At 33.6% G+C, this 23,095-nt stretch carries 23 protein-coding genes, 1 tRNA gene and 1 rRNA gene; 24 read left to right on the top strand and 1 reads right to left on the bottom strand.

Translation table 11 applies throughout. The features are described 5' to 3' along the window. The first annotated feature begins 5 nt into the window (after positions 1–5). The 7 genes from mnhG to LEM02_RS00645 all read left to right on the top strand — a co-directional run bounded on the left by mnhG (position 6) and on the right by LEM02_RS00645 (position 4,661). Positions 6–278: a monovalent cation/H(+) antiporter subunit G gene (gene mnhG, locus LEM02_RS00675; RefSeq protein WP_012481981.1), complete on the top strand. Its 273-nt coding sequence runs from the start codon at positions 6–8 to the stop codon at positions 276–278. 11 nt (positions 279–289) lie between these two features. Then, positions 290–814, top strand: coding sequence for a DUF4040 domain-containing protein (locus tag LEM02_RS00670; protein WP_226079294.1), 525 nt, complete (start codon positions 290–292; stop codon positions 812–814). After that, positions 807–1,226 (top strand): Na(+)/H(+) antiporter subunit B, encoded by a 420-nt coding sequence (locus LEM02_RS00665; protein WP_226079293.1) that lies wholly within the window; start codon positions 807–809, stop codon positions 1,224–1,226. Before LEM02_RS00670 ends, LEM02_RS00665 begins: the two co-directional genes overlap by 8 nt. Further along, positions 1,223–1,525, top strand: coding sequence for a cation:proton antiporter subunit C (locus LEM02_RS00660; protein WP_010404276.1), 303 nt, complete (start codon positions 1,223–1,225; stop codon positions 1,523–1,525). The genes LEM02_RS00665 and LEM02_RS00660 overlap by 4 nt, the downstream gene beginning before the upstream one ends. A gap of 139 nt (positions 1,526–1,664) precedes the next feature. After that, complete coding sequence (gene rpoD, locus LEM02_RS00655; protein WP_226079292.1) at positions 1,665–3,563, top strand: RNA polymerase sigma factor RpoD; 1,899 nt, start codon at positions 1,665–1,667, stop codon at positions 3,561–3,563. A 777-nt stretch (positions 3,564–4,340) separates the two neighbouring features. Beyond that, on the top strand, positions 4,341–4,484 hold the full coding sequence (locus LEM02_RS00650) for a hypothetical protein (protein ID WP_029237693.1): 144 nt from the start codon (positions 4,341–4,343) through the stop codon (positions 4,482–4,484). 24 nt (positions 4,485–4,508) lie between these two features. Beyond that, positions 4,509–4,661 (top strand): GDSL family lipase, encoded by a 153-nt coding sequence (locus LEM02_RS00645; RefSeq protein WP_226079291.1) that lies wholly within the window; start codon positions 4,509–4,511, stop codon positions 4,659–4,661. A gap of 522 nt (positions 4,662–5,183) precedes the next feature. On the opposite strand, the gene LEM02_RS00640 is transcribed toward LEM02_RS00645, so the two are convergent. Further along, the gene (locus tag LEM02_RS00640; RefSeq protein WP_226079290.1) at positions 5,184–5,807 is read right to left on the bottom strand and encodes a hypothetical protein; all 624 of its coding nucleotides are present in this window, start codon (positions 5,805–5,807) and stop codon (positions 5,184–5,186) included. 153 nt (positions 5,808–5,960) lie between these two features. On the opposite strand from LEM02_RS00640, the gene LEM02_RS00635 reads away from it, so the two are divergent. The 17 genes from LEM02_RS00635 (at position 5,961) to LEM02_RS00555 (ending at position 23,061) form a co-directional block, all read left to right on the top strand. Continuing rightward, positions 5,961–7,464, top strand: a 16S ribosomal RNA gene (locus tag LEM02_RS00635). 102 nt (positions 7,465–7,566) lie between these two features. After that, positions 7,567–7,944: a succinate dehydrogenase, cytochrome b556 subunit gene (sdhC, locus tag LEM02_RS00630; RefSeq protein ID WP_226079289.1), complete on the top strand. Its 378-nt coding sequence runs from the start codon at positions 7,567–7,569 to the stop codon at positions 7,942–7,944. After that, positions 7,941–8,306: a succinate dehydrogenase, hydrophobic membrane anchor protein gene (sdhD, locus tag LEM02_RS00625; protein ID WP_226079288.1), complete on the top strand. Its 366-nt coding sequence runs from the start codon at positions 7,941–7,943 to the stop codon at positions 8,304–8,306. Before sdhC ends, sdhD begins: the two co-directional genes overlap by 4 nt. A 76-nt stretch (positions 8,307–8,382) precedes the next feature. Further along, a complete protein-coding gene (locus LEM02_RS00620; RefSeq protein ID WP_226079287.1) occupies positions 8,383–9,612 on the top strand; it encodes a hypothetical protein in 1,230 nt (409 codons plus the stop codon). Between the two features lie 118 nt (positions 9,613–9,730). Beyond that, positions 9,731–11,032 (top strand): sugar phosphate nucleotidyltransferase, encoded by a 1,302-nt coding sequence (locus tag LEM02_RS00615; RefSeq protein ID WP_226079286.1) that lies wholly within the window; start codon positions 9,731–9,733, stop codon positions 11,030–11,032. A gap of 116 nt (positions 11,033–11,148) precedes the next feature. Further along, on the top strand, positions 11,149–12,378 hold the full coding sequence (locus LEM02_RS00610; RefSeq protein ID WP_226079285.1) for a lipoprotein-releasing ABC transporter permease subunit: 1,230 nt from the start codon (positions 11,149–11,151) through the stop codon (positions 12,376–12,378). Next, positions 12,371–13,102, top strand: coding sequence for a hypothetical protein (locus LEM02_RS00605; RefSeq protein ID WP_226079284.1), 732 nt, complete (start codon positions 12,371–12,373; stop codon positions 13,100–13,102). The genes LEM02_RS00610 and LEM02_RS00605 overlap by 8 nt, the downstream gene beginning before the upstream one ends. Continuing rightward, positions 13,099–14,319: a tetratricopeptide repeat protein gene (locus LEM02_RS00600; RefSeq protein ID WP_226079283.1), complete on the top strand. Its 1,221-nt coding sequence runs from the start codon at positions 13,099–13,101 to the stop codon at positions 14,317–14,319. Before LEM02_RS00605 ends, LEM02_RS00600 begins: the two co-directional genes overlap by 4 nt. A 166-nt stretch (positions 14,320–14,485) precedes the next feature. Beyond that, positions 14,486–15,358 (top strand): ATP synthase F1 subunit gamma, encoded by an 873-nt coding sequence (atpG, locus tag LEM02_RS00595; protein WP_226079282.1) that lies wholly within the window; start codon positions 14,486–14,488, stop codon positions 15,356–15,358. A gap of 18 nt (positions 15,359–15,376) precedes the next feature. Then, positions 15,377–16,711: a TldD/PmbA family protein gene (locus tag LEM02_RS00590; protein ID WP_226079281.1), complete on the top strand. Its 1,335-nt coding sequence runs from the start codon at positions 15,377–15,379 to the stop codon at positions 16,709–16,711. A 176-nt stretch (positions 16,712–16,887) separates the two neighbouring features. Next, positions 16,888–17,139 carry a cold-shock protein gene (locus LEM02_RS00585; RefSeq protein WP_226079280.1) on the top strand — a complete coding sequence of 84 codons (252 nt, stop codon included), beginning with the start codon at positions 16,888–16,890 and terminating at the stop codon, positions 17,137–17,139. Between the two features lie 34 nt (positions 17,140–17,173). Beyond that, positions 17,174–18,400 carry a DEAD/DEAH box helicase gene (locus tag LEM02_RS00580; protein WP_226079279.1) on the top strand — a complete coding sequence of 409 codons (1,227 nt, stop codon included), beginning with the start codon at positions 17,174–17,176 and terminating at the stop codon, positions 18,398–18,400. Positions 18,401–18,697: 297 nt separating this feature from the next. Then, complete coding sequence (locus LEM02_RS00575; protein WP_226079278.1) at positions 18,698–20,977, top strand: AAA family ATPase; 2,280 nt, start codon at positions 18,698–18,700, stop codon at positions 20,975–20,977. A gap of 56 nt (positions 20,978–21,033) precedes the next feature. After that, positions 21,034–21,615 carry a hypothetical protein gene (locus tag LEM02_RS00570; protein ID WP_226079277.1) on the top strand — a complete coding sequence of 194 codons (582 nt, stop codon included), beginning with the start codon at positions 21,034–21,036 and terminating at the stop codon, positions 21,613–21,615. Between the two features lie 122 nt (positions 21,616–21,737). Next, on the top strand, positions 21,738–22,034 hold the full coding sequence (locus LEM02_RS00565; protein ID WP_226079276.1) for a hypothetical protein: 297 nt from the start codon (positions 21,738–21,740) through the stop codon (positions 22,032–22,034). A 58-nt stretch (positions 22,035–22,092) separates the two neighbouring features. Continuing rightward, on the top strand, positions 22,093–22,983 hold the full coding sequence (locus LEM02_RS00560; protein ID WP_226079275.1) for a class I fructose-bisphosphate aldolase: 891 nt from the start codon (positions 22,093–22,095) through the stop codon (positions 22,981–22,983). A gap of 6 nt (positions 22,984–22,989) precedes the next feature. Next, positions 22,990–23,061: transfer RNA gene (locus LEM02_RS00555), tRNA-Cys, on the top strand. Positions 23,062–23,095: the final 34 nt, after the last annotated feature.

The raw sequence follows: 23,095 nt of genomic DNA, 5'->3' as shown, positions 1-23,095 counted from the left end.
AATTTATGGTAGCATCCATTCTCATATTTTTAGGTGTTTGTTTAATAGTCATTTCAAGCGTAGGAGTAGTAGTATTTCCTGATTTCTATACTAGACTACATGCTGCAGGTATTGCAGATTCTAGTGGCGCAATGTTGTTGTTGATTGGTTTTGCTTGGCAAAATGAATTTTCAATCAATACTATTAAAGTTATATTATTGATTTTTATAATATGGATAGCCAATTCAACTAACAGTTATATTTTAGCGCGTACTTATTATAAAAGTAAAGACTATTAAAGAAGGTTAAGATGCTAGAAATACTGAATCTAATATTACTTTTGCTGTTACTCACGGTTACAGTTTTTATAGTTCTTTCGAAGCATTTGGTTGTAAGTGCTGTTCTAATGTGTGTATTTAGTTCACTTATTGCACTTATGTACTTGATTATGAATGCGCCAGATGTTGCAATTACTGAAGCTTCTGTTGGTGCAGGATTGAGCACAGTCTTTACGTTTGCAGCACTCTCTTTGGTAAAGAACTACAAAGCAAATTTATCTCATAGCCCCACAACACTTTTTTTTATGTTATTTTTGACTGCATGTTTATCATACTTTATGATTCAATTACCAGATTTTGGCAGTCATAATGCTCCAGTTCACTTGCACGTTGCTCCTTATTATGTAGAAAATACTGGAAAAGCTATTGGTATTCCTAATATAGTGACAGCTGTTTTAGCAAGCTTTCGTGGCTATGACACATTTGGAGAAACTATAGTAGTTTTTACTGCTGCACTTTGTATAATGTTAATATTAGAAGAGAAAGAAAGTGATTAAAGATCCGGTATTAAGTGCAGTAACATTTTTGATGATACCTTTTATCATTTTGTTTGGTTTATACATACAGTTTCATGGTGACTATACTCCAGGTGGAGGTTTTCAGGCGGGAATAATTATTGCTTCTGGGATGATGTTATATTCTATGTTATTTGATATACCTACAACTTTAAAAGCAATACCTTACTCTATTATCAAATTTACTAACGTACTAGGTATTTTAACCTATGGAGGAGCTGGTGTTATAACAGTTTTATTTGGCCAAAATTTTTTATCCTATAGTATATTGTCAGCTGATAGTAGAACAGGTCAAAAATTGGGTATTTTCTTAGTGGAGCTGGGTGTATTGCTTACCGTCTCTTCTTCCATGTTAATCATATATATAAATTTTGCTCGCAAGAAAAAACAATGACTCTATATAATTATGTAGGCATTACTATACTAATGGTGCTAGGTTTCTATATCATTGTGAATGATAAAAACTTAATCAAGAAAATGATGGGATTAAGTGTCTTACAAGCATCTGTTTTGTTGTTTTACATATCTTTAGGGTATGTAAAAAGTTCTTTACCTCCTATATTGACTTCAAATTTTCACTTATATACCAATCCTATACCTCACGTCTTAATGCTTACTGCTATAGTGGTTGGAATTGCAACATTTTCAGTTGGATTGTCCATAGTAGTAAGAATGGAGAGATTAGTTGATTAAGAAGAGTGTGAATAAATTGACAGTATCTTAAACTATATGAAGTAGCAAGTAACTATAAATTAAGAATAAAACTATAAGCTTGCTAATTGTAAGTTTATTTGATAAATAAGAAATAAAATTATAAACTGTAAAGGTAATGATGTCAACTATTAATGGTACGGAAGATAGGAAAAAGATCATCAAAGATCTTGTAACCAAAAGTATAAGAAAGGGCGGTTTTATCACTTTTGATGATATAAATGATAAGTTGTCAGATGAAAGTTTTCCACCTGATTTTATAGATGATACTATAGCTTTATTGCAAGACTCTGGAATTAACATACTCGAAAGTAGTGAAGATGAGGAAGAAGCTCCTTCTAATGATGATGGTAATAAGCTTGATGATGATGAGACATCGTTGAATACTACTACAACTTTAGTGCAAAATGATGATCCAGTAAGGATTTATTTACAAGATATGAGCTCTGTAAAGCTTTTGTCACGAGCAGATGAAATTAAGATAGCAAAAAAAATTGAATCTGAAAAGCATAACATGTTACGTGCAATAATTGAAACATCAGTGGCATTCAACATGATAAAAACATGGCGTGATGATTTAAGTGGTGGAACTTTTTTACTGAGAGAAATTATAAATCTGGATGCAATTTATAACTCTGATTTCAATATGGTAGATAAAGAAGAAAGTGAAGCTGAAGATGTTAGAGATTGTGTTAATGATGAGGAAAAAGGTAATGATGAAAAGGGAAATGAGAGTGAAGACATAAGTTCAGCTAACTTAAATATTTCTGTTCTTGAAATGGAAAGTGATTTATTGCCAAAGGTTATCACGGCATTGGATGAGATCATTGCTTTAACAAATGAAGCATTGGTATTGAAAAAAAATTCTAAAGATTTTTCTAATGAGCTAGAAAATTTATATAATCAAATATGGTCTGTAGCATTACAAATTCAGTTTAGTGATGCTGCTATTACCAGAATTACACAAAAACTTTACGAAATAAATAGACTAATTACGTTTGAAGAAGCTAATCTTATTACTGAAGCTAGAAAGTACGATATTGATAGAGAAAGTTTTTATAATGTTTATGATGATGTGCTTTTAGAGCACGAGTTTAGTGAAATAAGTTTTCTCAAGATTAATGAAAATCAATCTCTTTTTACAGGTGAATTAAAAAATAAATTCTTAAGGTTTATAAACGATAGCTATGAGTATATAGCTAGTGCCTTAAGCAATATTAAGAGTTATGTACAAGGAGATAAAGTTCAGGAGTTTAAGAAGCTAATCAAGAGAATACAGAAACATGAACAAGAAGTCTCTCAAGCAAAGCAAGAAATGATTAAGGCTAATTTAAGGCTGGTGGTTTCGATTGCTAAAAAGTATTCAAAAAGAGGCCTTGATCTGCTTGATTTGATACAAGAAGGTAATATTGGTCTTATGAAGGCTGTGGATAAGTTTGATTACAAACGTGGGTATAAATTTTCGACTTATGGTACTTGGTGGGTAAAACAATCAATCACTAGGGCAATACCTGAACAGTCTAAAGTAGTTAGAATACCAGTACATATGGTGGAAATTATCAGTAAAATCAACAAAGCATTAAGAAAGATGACTCATGGAATGGGTAGAGAGCCTACATTAGAGGAATTGAGTATAGAATTGGCGATGCCGCTAGAAAGAATACGCAAAGTTATGAAGATAGCAAGAGATCCGGTAAGTCTTGAAGCTCCAACAGGAAAGGATGATAGTAGTACCTTCGGTGATTGTATAGAAGATAAGCGAGTTTCTAAACCAGAGGATGCTGCAATACTTGCCGACTTGCGTGGCATTACGACCAATGTTCTTGCAACTTTAACACCAAAGGAAGAAAGAATTCTAAGGATGCGCTTTGGCCTTGGTAAAGATGGAAAGGAGCATACCTTAGAAGAAGTAGGAAAAATTTTTAATGTTACACGTGAAAGAATTAGGCAAATAGAGGCAAAAGCACTACGTAAGTTGAAACATCCAAGCCGTGCTAAAAAACTTAGAGGTTTCTTTTAAGGCAGAAGGGCTGCTCAAAAAATAGGTAAAATTCAGCCAAAGTTCTATAATTTTACCCTATTTTTCTTTTTTTATAGGCTTCATAGAGCAGTATGATTAGATATTGAATGTTATGGCAAATAAAAATAATAACTCTAATTCAAAGTGTAAAAATTTTTGTGTTCTGGGTGATAGTTTATCTGATAATGGTGTAATTATTGAAATTTTAATAACTTATCCTTTGTAAGAAACGTGAAACTTAATGCCCCTTTTTATTAAGGAAGATTTTTAGCAATGGCCTTACTGTTGTTGAATATGTAGCAAAGTATTTAGGTTTAGAAGAATTTAAGTCATCATGGAGATGCTCATTTTTTGATCGATACTATGAACAGCAAGGTCATAACTATGCGATTTTATATGCAACAGCATCTGAAATTCTTAACCCTATTTTTTCTTATTTCCTCAATAAATTTCGTTTAGTTAATCAGCTAAACGCAGTAATTAAACATCATCCAGACGTAGGTAAAGGAGATTTTATTTTTCATTATAATCGAGGAAATAATATTATGGGTGCCACTGCTTATAACAATGTTAAAGCAGAAAAAGTATTGAAATAAAGCGGTTAGTGAAATATGTAATGCATTTGGTTCTAAATTAATATGGTGTAAAGCATGTGATTGTTGCAAATGTGACTGAGGTTGGTTTGGTACTAGCTTTAATAAAGACGAAAAGCAAGAGAGCTGGCTAGCAAAGCTTACACAGAGTTTCAATACAAAATTAGCTAATGATTTAGATTATATGAAGAAAGGTGCAGATCTTGAAATAAAAGCATTCGATCTTAACTCTAAAATGAAAAGTATGCTTGGTAAATATAAGAGCAAAGGGTTAAATGATCGAGATGCATACCTATCAAACATCGTAGACCAGTTTGGGGGAGGGTGATTTGGAAAAAGTATAAAGATACTCTTGTTGATATTTAAAGGAAGGCTTGATACTTACTATAATTCTGGATGCAGCATAGAAATACTCAAGGATTATTTCTTTTTTGATTATTTTTATCCAACTGCAGAACCTTATTGTGAAGTTGGTAATGAAATGTATGAGTTGATAAAAAATTAGATTTCTTTGAAACATCTTTACGGTTTGTAGTAACTATCTGCGTAGCTGAATGGGGGGTAAACAAAGTAATCTAAAATATAGAGAAAATACAACGGTGCTTGATACATAGCTATTGCGATTTTATCCTCTTTTTGTCATTTTAGTGCTAGAATGACATTCTGCTAGTGAAGTTTATTTTTTGATATATTAACTATAAATATAGAGAAGTCTTATTAAATAAAAAGGTAAAAGGAACCTCTGAGTAGTGAAATTTTGACTCTATATTACTGTAAGTGGTGCTGTAATAATGTTCTAACAAGCGCGACTTGGCTGAGTATAGAAAAAATTTAAAAAACCGCTATAATTTTACGTAATCTACCAATAAACACCTAAGTTTTTACTGGATTTTGTGATTGATCCTACAGTCAAAAACAAATTTTGAGTCATAAATACTTTTAGTGCCATAATAAAATAGGGAAGTTTGTCAAGTAAAGTTCTTTATTTCATCAGATGCGCTGCCAAATTATTATGCAAGCAAGTTTTTTAATTTTCGTATATCCGAAGTAATTCTTGTGCATTGGCCTTGATTAGAGTCGGACATTCTCTATCATTTAATAATGAATGCAATATTTCAATTGCACCTTTAATGTCGTTACTGTGTATCTTTACTATAGCGATAGCTTCTTGGCTTGAATAAGGGTACACTGCATTTGATTCTAAATTACTAATTTTATCTTTATTTGTTTTTTCACCGCTGGAGTGAAGTAAGCTCATTACTTCTAAGTATTGTGCTAACTCACGCAAAACATCAGGAGCATCTTTATCGTCTGCCAAATCATTATAAATAATAGATGCTGTGTCTGTTGGCATTGAATCTGAGATATGATTGAATGCGCGTTCAAAATTTGCTAAATACTCCCAATTTGAATCTATTTCTTCTAGTAGCGACTTATTATCTTTTTTTAAGAATAATACTTCGTAAAACTTGTCACCTGCAGTTGCAGTTATAGATTGTTTTGTGTTGTCAATGTTGCGCAATAAGTATAATGTGATGCCAACTAACATTGGCACGAGTGCAAGCAGAAAGATGTATTTTTTCATGGTAATATTCCAAATAGCTATATATTTATACATTAATGCTTTTGATTTGCAAAAACATATTGACATAGTGATTATATCACATAATAATGTTCTTAAAGTTGTTTGAATAGTTGGAGATTAAAATATTTCTAAAGTAGAAATAAAGACAGCAGTATTAAGCTAAATTATTTTTTGTCGGATTTATCCGATGTACCCTCAACCTTTTATGGGTTGGAGTCTAAATTTGAGAGTTTGATCCTGGCTCAGAATGAACGCTGGCGGCAGGCCTAACACATGCAAGTCGAACGGAGTTATATTGTAGCTTGCTATGGTATAACTTAGTGGCAGACGGGTGAGTAATGTATAGGAATCTACCTAGTAGTACGGGATAATTGTTGGAAACGTCAACTAATACCGTATACGCCCTACGGGGGAAAAATTTATTGCTATTAGATGAGCCTATATTAGATTAGCTAGTTGGTGGAGTAATAGCCTACCAAGGCAATGATCTATAGCTGATCTGAGAGGATGATCAGCCACACTGGAACTGAGATACGGTCCAGACTCCTACGGGAGGCAGCAGTGGGGAATATTGGACAATGGGCGAAAGCCTGATCCAGCCATGCCGCATGAGTGAAGAAGGCCTTTGGGTTGTAAAGCTCTTTTAGTGAGGAAGATAATGACGGTACTCACAGAAGAAGTCCTGGCTAACTCCGTGCCAGCAGCCGCGGTAATACGGGGAGGGCTAGCGTTATTCGGAATTATTGGGCGTAAAGGGCGCGTAGGCTGGTTAATAAGTTAAAAGTGAAATCCCGAGGCTTAACCTTGGAATTGCTTTTAAAACTATTAATCTAGAGATTGAAAGAGGATAGAGGAATTCCTGATGTAGAGGTAAAATTCGTAAATATTAGGAGGAACACCAGTGGCGAAGGCGTCTATCTGGTTCAAATCTGACGCTGAAGCGCGAAGGCGTGGGGAGCAAACAGGATTAGATACCCTGGTAGTCCACGCTGTAAACGATGAATGTTAAATATGGGAAGTTTACTTTCTGTATTACAGCTAACGCGTTAAACATTCCGCCTGGGGACTACGGTCGCAAGATTAAAACTCAAAGGAATTGACGGGGACCCGCACAAGCGGTGGAGCATGTGGTTTAATTCGATGCAACGCGAAAAACCTTACCACTTCTTGACATGGAAATCATACCTATTCGAAGGGATAGGGTCGGTTCGGCCGGATTTTACACAAGTGTTGCATGGCTGTCGTCAGCTCGTGTCGTGAGATGTTGGGTTAAGTCCCGCAACGAGCGCAACCCTCATCCTTAGTTGCCATCAGGTAATGCTGAGTACTTTAAGGAAACTGCCAGTGATAAGCTGGAGGAAGGTGGGGATGATGTCAAGTCATCATGGCCTTTATGGAGTGGGCTACACACGTGCTACAATGGTGTCTACAATGGGTTGCAAGGTGCGCAAGCCTAAGCTAATCCCTAAAAGACATCTCAGTTCGGATTGTACTCTGCAACTCGAGTACATGAAGTTGGAATCGCTAGTAATCGTGGATCAGCATGCCACGGTGAATACGTTCTCGGGTCTTGTACACACTGCCCGTCACGCCATGGGAATTGGTTTCACTCGAAGCTAATGGCCTAACCGCAAGGAAGGAGTTATTTAAAGTGGGATCAGTGACTGGGGTGAAGTCGTAACAAGGTAGCAGTAGGGGAATCTGCAGCTGGATTACCTCCTTAGGCTTTGTACGTAATTCGCCATTTCAAATAATAGTGTCATTATGTACTATACTGCTGTCTTTACTTCTACTTTATTTTTTAATTTCTTGATAACGAAATTTTATGAGTAATAGGCCTCTTTCCCCATATTTACAAATATATAAAGTACAAGTTACTAGTTTTTTTTCTATTATGCATAGATTGACTGGTATCTTGCTATTTCTTTTATTAGTCATACTTTCTTGGTATTTTATATTATATGTTTACTCCCCTAAGTTAATTATAGTAAGGTGCTTAAATGTATTATTGTTCACTCCTGTTGCTAAATTAGCTTATATCTTATGTTTTGTAAGCTTTATGTATCATTTTCTTAATGGTATTCGTCATTTATTGTGGGATGCTGGGCTTAATTTAGAAATTGCTAGTGTTTTAAAAAGTGCTATGTTACTAACAATAATGCTATTTCTTTCTACTATGGCTTTTTTATTTATATTTATATGAGTCAATCTGTAAATTCAGTACATCATTGGTGGATCCAGCGTGTTTCTGCGGTGATTTTGTTATTTTTATTTCCTTGGTTTATTTACTCATTTTCTTGCGCATTTTATGTTGATAGCCCTTTATCTTTTAATGAAAAATTATTTCAGGCTATTAATCATCCACTAGAGCTTTTGTTTTTTGTTATACTGGTATTTTGCATTTTTTGGCATGCAGTTCTTGGAATGCAGGTAGTGTGTGAAGATTATATAGACAGCGTACCTCTAAGGATTTTTACAATTACATGTATAAAATACTTATCAAGCATTACTTATATAGTCCTTGCTTTTACGACTTTTTTCTTTTATAGGCATATTTTCTTGTAAAATTGTTAGTTCTGTGTTAATATATTATTAGTTTACTAATTTTATTATTGAACTATAGCGATTTTGGTTTGGCAGCATGTTTGGAGTGTTAAAAAAAGGAGTAGCAGATTTTACGCTTAAAGCAAAAGGTTTATTTGCTTCATCTGGATCTCAAATTTATGTCAAGGATCTTAGAAAGGTAATGACATATACAGATGGAAGAAAATGCAAATATCCAAAGAATTACGATCAGATTGTAAAATCTGGGAAAGTTGTAGAAAGTAAGAATAGTAATGGTGAGACTATATATAAACTTTTGTATGGCAAGAAAAATTTTGAATTAGCTCTTGTCGAGAAAACGGATGATAGGTCCTATTTTACCATTGACTTTTTAGTTGATCGGGAAAAAAACAAGGATGTTAAGCATTATGATGGCTACTATAAACCATTTGAGTTTTCAAAAATCGATCTTGAAAAACATATTCCAATTTTTGAAGCTAAAAAAACTAATGATCCTAAATATCCGTTTGAATTAACTCACTCTTCTGTGCTAATGAAAAAGGTAAAAAATGGAGAGGGTAAAGTTCAGGGAGTTGTTGATGAAAAGGGAAGAAATGAAGAATTACTATACACTAGTAATTATAAAAAATTAAGCACTAATTTTTCAGAAATTAGAGATCAAAATGGTAGTCTAGAGCTAGATAAAAGTCTGATATCTGTTCCTATTGTTTTTGCTGCGGGTTTAGCTAAGATTTGTGCTAGACTGCTGACTTTCATTCCTATAAAATTAGGAGAGAATTTGATAGCTAGAAAAAATCGAGTTGCAAAATCTTTTGGTTATCTTTTTTTCACTTCTGCAGTGGTAGTAAAAAATTTAGTAAATATGGGAGCTACAATACTTAAGGTTCCAATTTTATTATTTGTAGCAAATGAGAAAAAGTATGGTGATGCTTATCTTACTATGTGGAAACACCAATTGAAAGAATGTTGGAAAGAAATAAAAAGCGACTTTAATGTTGTTACAAATGGGGAAAGGCCAAAGCCGAAGAAGAAGGATCATAAGCCACTCAGTATAGTGGGCACATGGGATGAGCTTGACGCTAGAAGTCCAGGTATTGAAAGAGACTTGGAAAAGGCGCTGAATAAAAGTAGTGAAAGTATAGATAAATCCAGAGAATCAGGTGTTGGAGAAAGCTTAAAGGAGAAGCCGCAAAACAAAACTGATAAAAAAATAGCTGCAGCCGTTAATCAAAAAAGCAGCACTCCTCATATTGATAGAGAGATAGAAAGAAGACAAGACTCATCACGAAATGTAGGGATTCCATAATGCTCGTAGTCAACCATCACTTTAAATTACTTTTTACTTTAATCATCTCACAATAAAAACTTGCATGCATTTTGCCGTTAGTATAAGATATTAATCAAATAATTAATATCTTAATTAAATGCGCCCTGTAATACTGTGTGGTGGTAGTGGCAGCAGACTTTGGCCTCTATCTAAGCCAAAGCAATTTCAGAAAATATTTAGTCAGAATACTATGTTTCACAACACTTTGTTGAGGCTAAAAGGCGATTATATGCCACCCATCATTACTACAAATATACAATATGAGTCATTATTGATGCAGGAATTACATGCATTACAAGAATGTAAAGTAGTTTTTGAACCAGTTAAAATTGGGACAGCGGCAGCAATACTAATTGCTGTGCTTCTCTGCGATAGGAACGAGACAATCTTAGTTCTGCCTTCAGACCATTTTATAGGTGATTTGAATAGTTTTTATGTTTCTATTGAGAAAGCGTCTAAGTTAGCTTCTGAAACTGACTCTATAGTTACTTTTGGGGTTAAGCCTTATGAATTCAATTCTGAATACGGTTATATAAATGCAGTTTATGATCAGAAAGGGAAATATCACATAGTAGAGAGCTTTATAGAAAAGCCTGAATATGAGCTGGACAATAATCATTATTGGAACTCTGGAATATTTGTGTTTAAAGCAAAACGCTATATAGATGAGATAAAAAAAATTGCTCCGACTCTCTATAATTTATGTTGTGAAAGTATGAAGCATTTTGTACCACGAGAGAGATTTCTATATTTAGAACAGCAAAATTGTGCAGGAATGGGTGATACATCTATTGATCACCTAGTGATAGAAAAAGCAGAAAAGATTGTAATGATAGAAGCCAATTTCGATTGGATGGATGTTGGCACTTGGGGTTCAGTTTTAGAGTTAAGTAAGAGATTTAATAAGAATTTTGAGTCGTTTCAAGTTGTAACCAAAGGAAGAAAGCCAGTTTTGATGACAGAAAATGATGCAAAAATTTTACTAGGTAGAGTTTATAAATGGCCAAGTAAGAGCCTAATGTTGTTCATTAATAAAGTTAAGGAAGTAAAGCCAATAAGGAAAGAGATTAAGCCATGGGGATTTTATAGTGTAGTTTTAATGGACAAGGATTTTCTTATAAAATATCTTTTTATAAATCCACTAAGCTGCACTTCTAAGCAATTTCACCACTATAGAGATGAGTACCATATAATACTATCAGGAGTTGGATATGTTAGTTTAGATGACAAAACATATGCTATAACGAAAAATCATGTAATAGAGATTCCAAGGAAGGTGTTTCATAAAATTGAGAATAAAAGTACAAGATTTCCTCTTGAGATAGTTGAGTTTCAGGTAGGAAAGTTTTTATCTGATAATGATATAGTAAGATTGGACGATATATATGGAAGGTCTTAATATAGAATATTGAATATATTCTATAAGCTTGCTAGATTTAGACAACCTAATTTGAGGTAAAGGAAAAATTACAGTTATATGAAGCATAAAAAGTATGATATTTAAATCTTAGTATAATGTCTATTGCCTTTGAATTTACTATGGCTATTCGCTATTTGCGAGCAAAGAATTCTAGATTTTGCTCTATAATGGGCTTGTTTTCTATTATTGGTATTGCTCTTGGAGTTGCAACGCTAATAGTAGTAATGTCTGTAATGAATGGGTTCAGAGCAAAGCTGCTCGACTCTGTACTTGGCATTAATGGCCATATTAATGTTTACTTTGATAGAAGCATAAATTCAGATTACCGCGCAGTGTTAAAATCTATTGAGAAAATCCCAGGTGTATTAAAAGCTACTTCTATGACCAATGATCAAGTGATCGTTGCAGCAAATGGTGGAATTGTGGGTAGCGTAGTCCGTGGTGTGTCAACTAAAGACTTACTTAATAATACTATCGTTAAGAATAATGTAATTATGGGTAACGTGGAAAAATTCGATGAAGGTATCATAATAGGGGCAAGATTAGCAGAAGCTTTGAATATTGATTATGGTGATAACATTATGCTTATATCACCTGAAGGATTTGACGCACTGTCTGGTGAAATACCAAAAATGAAAGAATATAAAGTTGTAGCAATATTTGATATGGGTATGTTTGAGTACGACAATACCTTAATGTATATGCCTATAAAGTCAGCTCAAGCTTTTTTTAATTATAAAGATAATGTGAGAAATATAGAAGTGTTTGTAGATGATATTGCTATGGCTAATAAGCTAGCAAACGCTATAGCAAAAGAAACAGGAATGAGAGCTGAAAGTTGGCAATCTCAGCAAAGCCATTATGTTAATGCTTTAAAGACTGAAAGAAATGTGATGTTTTTAATTCTCACTTTAATTATAGTTGTAGCAGCATTCAATATTGTTTCAAGTTTGATGATGATAGTGCAAGAAAAGAAATCTGCAATTGCAATTATGCGTACATTTGGTGCAACAAGCGGAAGCATTATGCGCATATTTTGTGCTTGTGGATTGCTCATTGGTTTTACAGGAACTTGTCTTGGCTCTATTATAGGGGTTGTTTTTTCTCTCAATATTGAAAATATTAGAGTGTTTTTAGAAAACATTACCAACATCAAGCTATTTGATCCTATGATATACTTTTTTTCAAGTTTGCCAGTGATATTAGTTTCTCAAGATGTAGTGAACATTTCTGCACTTGCATTGTTCTTGTCATTTTTAGCAACAATTCCTCCTGCATTGCAGGCAGCTGCACAAGACCCAGCGGAGATATTACGTTATGAATGATACTCGCAAAAAATGCATAGGTTGGTTCTTAATTATATTGTTATTTGTTAGCCATATTGCAATAAATAACATAATATTTTTCAAAATAAATCAGCAAGAAAGTGAAAATAGTATAAATGGTTTAACGGAAAAGATGGATGAACTTAGAGTATTGCTTGAAGTGAATCAATCTAGGGTAGAGAAAAGGATATTTGACTTAAAGAGAAATCTGCACACTCAATGTGAGCAAGGTGATGGTAGTTTAAGGCATAAGAACCTCGCAAAGTTGCTGCTACTTGTGATTAAGATGAAGAATTCGTTATTGCGAGAAGCCAAGTTTGATAATCATATAAATTCAATAAAGCCTTTGATATCAGAGCTTGACGATCCAGAGATAGAAAATGCAGTAAATGAATTGGAAAATTTGAAAGAGGTAGATACTTTACGCGGGTTGAAATTGTCTTTTGAGAAGAACATGACTGTTATTAACTACAATAAAAGTAACTTGTTTAAAAAAATCATTTCAAATTGGATAAAGATAGATGATCGTAGTGATCCACTCAGGTTAAAGCTTGCGGAAATTGAAGAATTAATAAGCGATAATGATTGGCAGAGCATAGCCACCGCAATAAGTGACTTAACATACCCAGAATTCAAACCATGGCTTAATAAATTGAATGATTTTATTGTAGCTTTCAAGAATACTTCAATAATATATCGTCACTTATTACAATACATCTCATGATTTATTTTATAATTTTTGCTTTTTCGTTTTTATTTGGCATATGGATCAAGGTAAGTGGTGAAGTAATAAAATTGGAATTAGGCAGTTACACTATAAGTATTGATCTATATTTCGTTATTCTTGCTTGCGTAGTCTTATTATTTTTATTGATTGCAGTTGCACGTTTTTGTTCTTCTATTTCATCAACATTTGCTAACATAAAAAATAGAAGAAGAAGTAGGGAAGAATTGCTTCTCTTTGAAGCTTTCTTTAGCTTAGACTTAGGTAATATAGAGAACACCAATAAGCTAATTAAAAATCTAAATGAAGAAAGTGATAAATTATCTTTAGTAAAGCTCTTTAATTCAGGTAAAACGGGAAATTACAGCTTTTTTAGCCATAATTTAACGAGTATTGCAAGTAAAAATCGCAACTTAGCTCTACTTCTGATCAATAAACTGATTATTCACCTAAAGCAAGAAAGGTTAGTCTTTCAAAAATTTATAGAATATTGCTCTAGTTCAATTAATGACAAAATTTTGTCTATTCCCTTTCAAATAGAGCATTATATATTGCAAGAAGATTGGATAAATGCAATTTCAAAGTTAAAGGAAGCTATCAAATTCAATATTTTTCTTCCCTTTGATCGTAAAAAGATGTTAGCGGTTTTTTATTGCGCTTTAGCAAAGCAATACGAAAGTAAAGGAAGTTTTTACAAAGCTATAGATTATTTAGCTAAAGCACAAAGTTATTATGCAACTTTTCAGCCTATCAATTATTTAAAGGCAGAATTGTATATCAAGCTTGAAAAAATCAGAAAAGCTTCCACAGTATTAGAGGAAGAGTATAGAGTAAATCCTACTCCTCAATCAGCTAGAATGTATATCAAGTTAAATAATAAAGGCGCTGAAAGACTATATAACTTACGCCCTGATTATTATTTTAGTTATTGCTTGCTTGCTTTGTCTTCAATTAGCTTAGGGAAATATGATCTTGCAAGTCAGCATTTAGATATTGCTATGAAAAAAGCTCATTACATATCAATCTACCTTGTTATGGTACAGCTCAAGATTATGCTACAAGAGTATGATCAAGCAATTTACTGGCTAAACAAGATGGACTCAGAAGCTGTGCCTGATCCAGGTTGGAAATGTGCTGATTGTAATAAAGAGCTAAAGCAATGGGATTATAAGTGCTCAAGTTGCAATAGTCTTAATTGTATTTACCTTATATTATAAGATTCCATAAGGTGTGATACTTTTACATCGAGATTGCTTTAATATAATCTTTATCTCAAAACAGTAAATCTGTGAGTTTCTTAGTTAGGTTTGACTCCAATGTCAAAAAAACTTGTTTTTAGACATTACCAGTTATATATTTTAATAAATTAGAATTATATACAAAATGAAGAGCTTAAAGGAATTATCCTTAAGAATTAAAAATATTAAGTCTGTGCAGAAAACCACGAAAATAATGCAAATGGTTTCTGCAGCAAAATTATTACAAAGCCAAAAGAAATTATCAAATTCAAAGTTGCATATATCTAAGCTGCATAGCATTATTTCTTCACTAGCGCTATCAGCGGATCAAGAGTTACTAGCAAGAATTCTAAATATCAATAATGAAGATTCTTTCCTAGTATTTATTATTGCATCTGATCGTGGTTTATGTGGCAGCTTTAACTCCTCTGTTGTTAAATTCAGTCAGGAGCATATAAACAAATTAATTGCAAATGATAAGAAAGTAGACATTGTTTTTTTTGGTAAGAAAGCTTTTGAGACAGGCAAAAATAGATTTAATTCTAAAAATATCTTGAAGGTTGAAAATAGTAAGGGAATCACACTAAAGCGTGTGGAAGCCTTGGTTAGTGATATAGATCTAAGTAAATACAATAAAGTTAAGGTTTTTTACAGTAAATTCTATAATACCTTCATGCAAAAGCCAATATTAGAAACGATAAAACCATGGAGTAAAGACTCATTATTAATTGATAATTCTATAGTTAGTCCTCTAACAGATTACAGCTATGAGTATGAACCACAAAATATTGAGTTTATTTTAAAATCTTTGACTCAAGATTATGTTACAGCTGCTCTTTATTCTGCTTTACTTGAAAGTGCAGCAAGTGAAAATAGTGCTAGGATGGTTGCTATGGAATCAGCAAACAGAAATACAAAAGAAATGCTAAATAAACTAGCATTACTTTATAATCGTTCTCGTCAAGCAGCAATTACAACTGATTTGATTGAAGTTATAGGTGGTGCAGAATCTTTATAGAAACTCAAGGAATGAAAAATGAATATATTAAATATTGCAGCAGATATCACTAAACTAATAAAAAAGCAGAATCAAGACGCAGAAGTTACAATATATGAAACTAATAAGACCTCGGTTTCTCAGCGTCTATCAAAAATTGAACAAATATCACAATCTAAAAACTGTACTGTCGGAATTAGAGCTATAGCAGGTAAGAACAAAGCTGCGTATATTTCCACAAACGATTTGAATAATCTTAGTAGTGCAGTGAGCCAAGTGGTGGAAATGGCAAAGAATGCCCAGGAAGATCCTTATATTAGTTTTGCTGTAGATGGCAGTAATTATATCTCTTCTGCAGATTTAAATATCTCAGATAATAATGTTGTAACAATTGATAAATTAAAAGAAATTACTGAATCTACAGAAAATTCAGCTCTTGCACATAAAAATATTATTAATTCCGAAGGAGCTTCATCTTCACATACTTCAGTAAATACAGTATTATCAACCGTTTCTGGTTTTGTTGGTTCATTTAGTAAGTCAACTTTTGTTAATCAGGTTTCTGTTGTTGCTGGAGAAAAGAGTGAAATGAAAATAGGCTACGATTACGATGTAGCATGCAACTTCAGTGATTTAAAAACACCGGAGTCAATAGGGAAAGAAGCAGCAAAAAGAGCAATAGATCAATTGGGTTCATGTACAATCAGGACAGGCAAATTTCCGGTTGTTTTTGAAAAAAGAGCAGCAAAGGAGCTAGTAAAGAGCTTTGCTTCTGCCATAAATGGTAGCAATATTGTAAATAATAGCTCTTTTTTGAGAAATAGTTTAAATACTCAAATTTTTAATACTGAGATTAGCATTATTGATGACCCATTGTTACCAAGGGGTATAACATCAAGACCGTTTGACGGGGAAGGAATAATGAGCAGAAGAAATGAATTTGTAAAAAATGGAGTACTGCAAAACTGGATTTTAGATCTATATTCGGCTAGGAAATTAAACTTGGAAACGACCGCAAATGCAACTCGTGCAAGTAATGCTGCAATTATTCCTTCAGCTAGTAATTTCTATTTCAAAAATGGTAATAGATCGTTTCAGGAATTAATTGAGGAAGTAAAAGAAGGAATATATGTAACTGATTTATTTGGTTTTGGTGTTAATTTAATCAATGGCGATTATAGTCAAGGTGCATGCGGATTTTTTATAGAAAATGGTAAAATAACGTATCCAATACACGAGATTACTGTTGCCGACAATTTGAAAAATATGTTTAGCAATTTAGTTGTTGCAAATGACCTAACTTTCTGTGGGCAGTTTAATTCACCAACGATTAAAGTTAGCGAAATGACAGTAGCAGGTTCACTTAGTGATTAAAAATTTTAGTTGCATTAAGTACAATAATTGTGTACTATATTACTATGTAATGTTAAGAATAGACTATGGAGTATAGAAGTTTAGTTGCAATAACTAAGCTTAAGGCATTCTAAATCGTAATTTCAAAGTTTTTCATCACATTAATAATATTAGTTAGTAGTTTAGGAGTTATCCATATGGAATTTGGTAATATAAAATGGTTTAATGTTGAAAAAGGCTATGGTTTCATCAAGCCAGAAGGTAAAGGTGAGGACGTTTTTGTACATGTTAGTACATTAGAACGTTCAGGAATAAAACCTGATTCACTTCACGGAGAGGATAAAAAGAGAGGAATGAAAGGGGAAAGAGTAAGTTATGAGCTTAAAGAGGAGCGTGGTAGGAACGGAGAAGATAAAAAATCTGCAATAAATTTAAGATTGGAAGATTAGTCTATCGTGAAGCTTTTTAATAGGGTAATGTATTGTGAATAATTTTCATGAAATGGGGCTTCCAGCTTCTCTTATACAAGCTTTAGATAAAAATAATCTTTTTGTCCCGACTCCAATTCAAATACAATCGATTCCTTTAGCTCTCCAAGGTAAAGATATTCTTGGGTCTGCTCAAACGGGCACTGGAAAGACTTTAGCATTTGCTATTCCATTGATTGCTAAATTGCTGAATGAGCCAAGCATTGGTTCAGCTTTAGTCATCGTGCCAACCAGAGAGCTTGCTCATCAGGTAACAAATGAGATAAGAAAACTCTTATCTCAAAATTCTGTACTAAGAGTCGCTTTGTTGATTGGAGGTGAGCCTATTTTTAGGCAGCTAAATCAGATTCAGAAAAAACCACAAATCATAATAGGTACTCCTGGTCGTATTATAGACCATATTGAGCGTAAAACTTTAGTTACTCGGAATGTTAGTATTCTTGTGCTTGATGAGACGGATCGTATGTTTGATATGGGCTTTGGAATTCAGATTGAAGAAATTATGAAGCATTTGCCTAAAATAAGGCAAACTCTTATGTTTTCTGCAACTCTTCCTGGAGAAATAGTAAAACTTACTGAAAAATATCTTAATCAACCAGAGCGTGTTTCTGTTGATTGCCAGGCTACAACTTCTGTAAAAATTAAGCAAGAAGTTGTTTATGCATCAGAATCAGAAAAATATGGAAAACTTGTTACACAATTATGTCAGCGCAAAGGATCGATCATTATTTTTGTCAAAACAAAGCGAGGAGCGGATCAGCTGGCTGACAAATTGCACAAAGATGACTATAGCGCTTTGGCAATTCATGGTGATTTAAGGCAGCACAAGCGTGAAAGAGTCATTAATTCTTTTCGTCGTGGCCGCAATCAAATCATGGTTGCAACAGATGTTGCTTCTCGCGGCCTTGATATTCCGCACATTCAACATGTTATCAATTATGATGTACCACAATCGCAAGCTGATTATGTTCATCGTATAGGTAGAACTGCACGTGCGGGAGCTGAAGGATTTGCATTATCTTTTGTTACACCTCAAGATAAGAGAAGACTGCCTGCACTAGCAGATAAAGAAGGAGAGCCAAATTTTGATTGTAGTATGCAATCTCAAAAACGTAACAGCAAAAAGATCTTTAAAAGGCCAAGTACGTTAAAGGCTAAATACGGTAGAAAAAAGATCAATGTATTTAAGAAGAAAAGCGGAGTACTAGAAAAAGCGTATTAATGTACTTAACTATTCTTCTATTCTTTAAAAGCTCCAGTAAACTTGCTGCAAAGTGAAGTGATTGGAGGATGGTAGAAAGAATATATAGCTAGCCCAAATTAGATTTACCTACAATTTGATAATCTTCATTCTGCTGCTTATAACGTTTTGAGATTATCACAACGGTATAATGTTAGGTTGTGTGGACTATAATCTGTAGCTTAATTCAATTTGGCTACAACGAGCTGCTAGATTTCAGTTTTTTTAATAATTGTGTGCTACTAATTATATATAAATTTACACTTTTAAAGAGAATAGATGATTTCTAAAAATTTAGAGGCAAGTTTAAATAGAGCGTTACAGATTGCTTCTGATTGTAAGCTTAAATATGCAAAAGTGGAACATTTGTTGCTAGCATTAACCAAAGATGTGGATGTAAATTATGTTTTATCAAGATGTAACATCAGAGCTGGTGAAATCATAAATATAGATAATATTATATTAAGGAATGGTCGTGGTAATAATACAAAAGGTTTTTTACAAGACAACTCCGAATTAACTGTCAATAAAGTTGAGCCTGATGTGCTATTTCAACGCATAATACATAAAGCCATGATACGAGCTCATCGTCTGGGAAGAAAAGAAATAAATGGAGCAAGTATTCTATTAGAGATTCTGTCTGAGCAAGATTTATACATTGAAGAGCTATTACGCAAACAGAATGCAAAGGATTCTAATTTGATTTATAACATATCCAATATAAAATATTCAGGTGATATAGAAGAATATGTAACTAATCGCAAGATAAAACTTGATAAGAATAACGATATCTCTACTGTAGCAAATAAAGGTGAATTATTAAAAGATGAAGAAGTTCTACAAAGTTATTGTAGAAATTTAAATGATTATGCAAGAAGCAAAAAAATAGATTATGTCATTGGTCGTGATTATGAATTAAATCGCACTATAGAAATCTTACTAAGACGCAGAAAAAATAACCCTTTATATGTCGGAGAACCAGGTGTTGGTAAAACAACAATAGTTGAAGGCTTGGTATTGAAAATTATTGAAGGTAGTGTTCCGAGTGCACTGAGATCCAGCATAATTTATGCTTTGGATTTAGGATCACTTCTTGCAGGAACACGCTATAGAGGTGACTTCGAAGAGAGAATAAAATCTATAATAAAAGTAATTGAGGCAAAACCTGGCGCTATTCTTTTCATTGATGAAATACACACTATTATTGGAGCGGGTTCAACAAGTGGCAGCTTTCTTGATGCTGGCAATCTGCTCAAACCTGCACTTGCAAGAGGTGCGTTGCGTTGTATAGGTGCAACTACATATAGAGAATATAGCAATAGCTTTGAAAAGGATAAAGCATTAGCGAGGAGGTTTCAAAAAATTAATGTAAAAGAGTCTTCTATTAATGATACAGTAAAGATACTAGATGGTATAAAGCATTACTATGAAAGGTATCATGGAGTATATTACACGAAACATGCCATTAAATCTGCAGCTGAACTTTCACACAAGTATATTACTGGGCGAATATTACCTGATAAAGCAGTTGATGTTATAGATGAAGCAGGGGCATATTGTAAGTTACAAAAAAGCAGGCGAAAAATTATAAACAGTAGAGACATTAAGAGTACTATCGCTAGGATTACAAACGTACCTTGCGGGTTTGATGATATGCAAAGAGTAAAATCTTTGAAAGAAAATCTCAATAGGGCCATTTTTGGTCAAGAGCAAGCGATAGAGTTTCTCGTTAATTCTATTAAAATTGCTAAATCTGGTCTGAGAAGTTACAATAAACCCTTGGCAAAGTATCTTTTTGCAGGGCCAACTGGTGTAGGTAAGACTGAGCTTGCGAAGCAACTAGCACAAAATATGGGTATGAACCTTATTCGGTTTGATATGTCTGAGTATATGGAACCTCACACAATATCTAGAATGATTGGTTCCCCTCCTGGATATGTGGGTTACGACCAAGGCGGATTGCTTACAGAATCTGTATCTAATAATCAATATAGCGTAGTACTTCTTGATGAAATTGAGAAAGCTCATAGTGATATTTATAATATATTACTACAAATCATGGATTATGGATGTGTTACAGACACTTACGGACGTAAGGTTAATTTTTCCAATACGATTTTAATTATGACAACCAATGCAGGGGCATTTGAACGTAACAAAAGTTCTATTGGCTTTGGGTATAAAAACTTTAACATTAGTGACAGCGAAAAAGCAATGGAACGGGTTTTTAGCCCTGAATTTCGTAATCGTCTTGATGCAGTTATTTCCTTTTCTGATTTGGATACGGATGTCATTTTGCACATTGTGGATAAATTTATTCAGGAATTGAAAAAACAACTTGTGCAAAAGGGCATAAGCTGCTCAGTGGAAGAAGAAGTAAAATCTTATCTTGCACGAATAGGTTATAGCAAAGAAATGGGAGCACGCCCGATAGAGAGACTAATTGAAAAAGAAATAAAAAGTTACTTAGCTGAAGAAATATTGAATCGTCGACTGATTAAAGGAAAGAAACTAAGGATTTATATTGGTAAACAAGGAATTGCTTTTGATATAACTTAAAATTCTTGTTTTAACATTAAACTTACAGTATACTTGCCTTTTTTAATGAGGCTATAGTGGCAAGTCTAACAAGAAATCAATACTACAGTGATCAAAGTTTACAAAATTTATTTTCAAGACTGGGAATAAAAGCGGAAGAAGTAATAAGCCAAGAGTTTGATGATATACTCAAGTTAGTTGAACGGCGTTTTAGAAAAGCTTCATTAAAATGTCACCCTGATAAAGTAGTAGGAGAGAAAGAGAAAAAAACAGCTGAAGAAAAGTTTAAAAAACTTAGTGCAGATAAAAATAGGCTAGAGCAATATCTTAATGCTTTAAAAGCAGGAAGAATTTTTTCTATGCACACAATTTCACCAGAAGGAGTAGGGGAAAAACAAGAAAAAATCAATAAGATCCTATCGCGTAGAGGGCAGGCTATAATTAGAGTGGCTTTATTTTATGTATTAGCAGATTTGATACTTAAGCCATCGCATAAAGTCAAATATTGCTTATCACAGCTTGCGAGTAGTGGTAAGGTACAAAATGTTGCTTATAAATTTTATGCATTTGGCCATGGTTATTCATTATATCCTTTTGTAGTATTATTTATGCAGCAAGTAAACAAAGAGGTCTACAAGAAGAAAATCTGGATAGGTTAAATCGTAGATACAATCTACTTATTGCTGCTGATAATTATGTGATGTGCATTGCAGCAGTGTTTGCTGTGTGCAGCTTAATATCGGAAGTTGCATAAAAGGGCTGGCCTACTCAACATGGAACGATGCTAATAGTTAATTTAGCATTAGACTTATTACTTATTGCTTTACTTAGGACTTTTATAAAAGCCTCGGAACTGTATAGTGAACACTGCATTCAGCGTTTATACGAAGAAGATGCAAAATTTAGTTATAAGGAAAAATTTGCATGGTATGACTACAAATTAGTACTTATGCCGCTCGTTCTTCCTATTGTCAAAATGTATTTTGAAGATTTGATTCAAGAAAAACCACAACAGCATACCACTGATCCTAAAGTTACACCTTTAAATATAGGTGTAGGTGTTGGAGCAAGATTATAAAAATATCTTTGCTCCAATTATGATTTTTGCTACACTTTAAGTAAATTTGAAGATATTAATGAGTGAAGAAGTAAAACAAATCCTAAGTTACTACGAAAGTGAAAATCCTGGGGTAAAAGCAAATCTTACTCGTATTCTCATGCATGGAAAACTCGGCGGTACTGGCAAGTTAGTAATCCTCCCTGTAGATCAAGGATTTGAGCATGGACCAATAAAAAGCTTTGAAGTTAACCCTGATGCTTACGATCCACATTATCATTTTCAACTTGCAGTTGATTCAGGAGTAAGTGCATATGCTGCTCCGCTTGGTATGATTGAAGCTGGTGCTTCAACATATGCTGGAATGCTTCCACTTATTTTGAAGCTTAATAGTGCCAACTCCTTACACTCAAAAAGCTTAACTTCTGATCAAGCAATAACTGCTTCTGTAAAAGATGCACTGCGTTTAGGCTGTACGGCTGTTGGGTTTACTATATATCCTGGTTCTGCTAAATGTTTTGATATGATGGAAGAAGCTCGCGAAATTATAGCTGAGGCTAAGTCCTTCGGACTTGCTGTGGTGCTATGGTCTTATCCACGTGGTGAAGGGATTTCCAAAGAAGGTGAAACAGCAGTTGATGTAATTGCTTATGCTGCGCATATAGCGGCTTTGCTTGGTGCCAACATAATAAAAGTAAAACTTCCAACCAACCATCTGGAAAGAGAAAAAATAGAAAATATTGAATCATTATCTAAAAGAATTGAATATATTAAAAAGTCTTGCTTTGCAGGAAAAAGAATAGTAGTTTTCTCTGGTGGTGAGTCAAAGTCAGTGGGTGATATAAGTAGTGAGGTAAAAGAAATTAAGCAAGGCGGTGGTAATGGTTCAATTATCGGGCGCAACACTTTTCAGAGAAAAAAAGAGGATGCTTTATCTATGCTAAAAGGTATAATTAATATCTACGCATAAAAAAATGGCTGGGTGGCAGAATGGCTTATGCGGAGGACTGCAAATCCTTTTATACCGGTTCAATTCCGGTCCCGGCCTCTTACTTTAGTTAAATCGTTTTTTCTTCTGAGGT

It is taken from the genome of Wolbachia endosymbiont of Tribolium confusum, from assembly GCF_020405475.1.
Lineage (GTDB): Bacteria > Pseudomonadota > Alphaproteobacteria > Rickettsiales > Anaplasmataceae > Wolbachia.
This window is presented reverse-complemented; position numbering and strand designations above follow the sequence as displayed.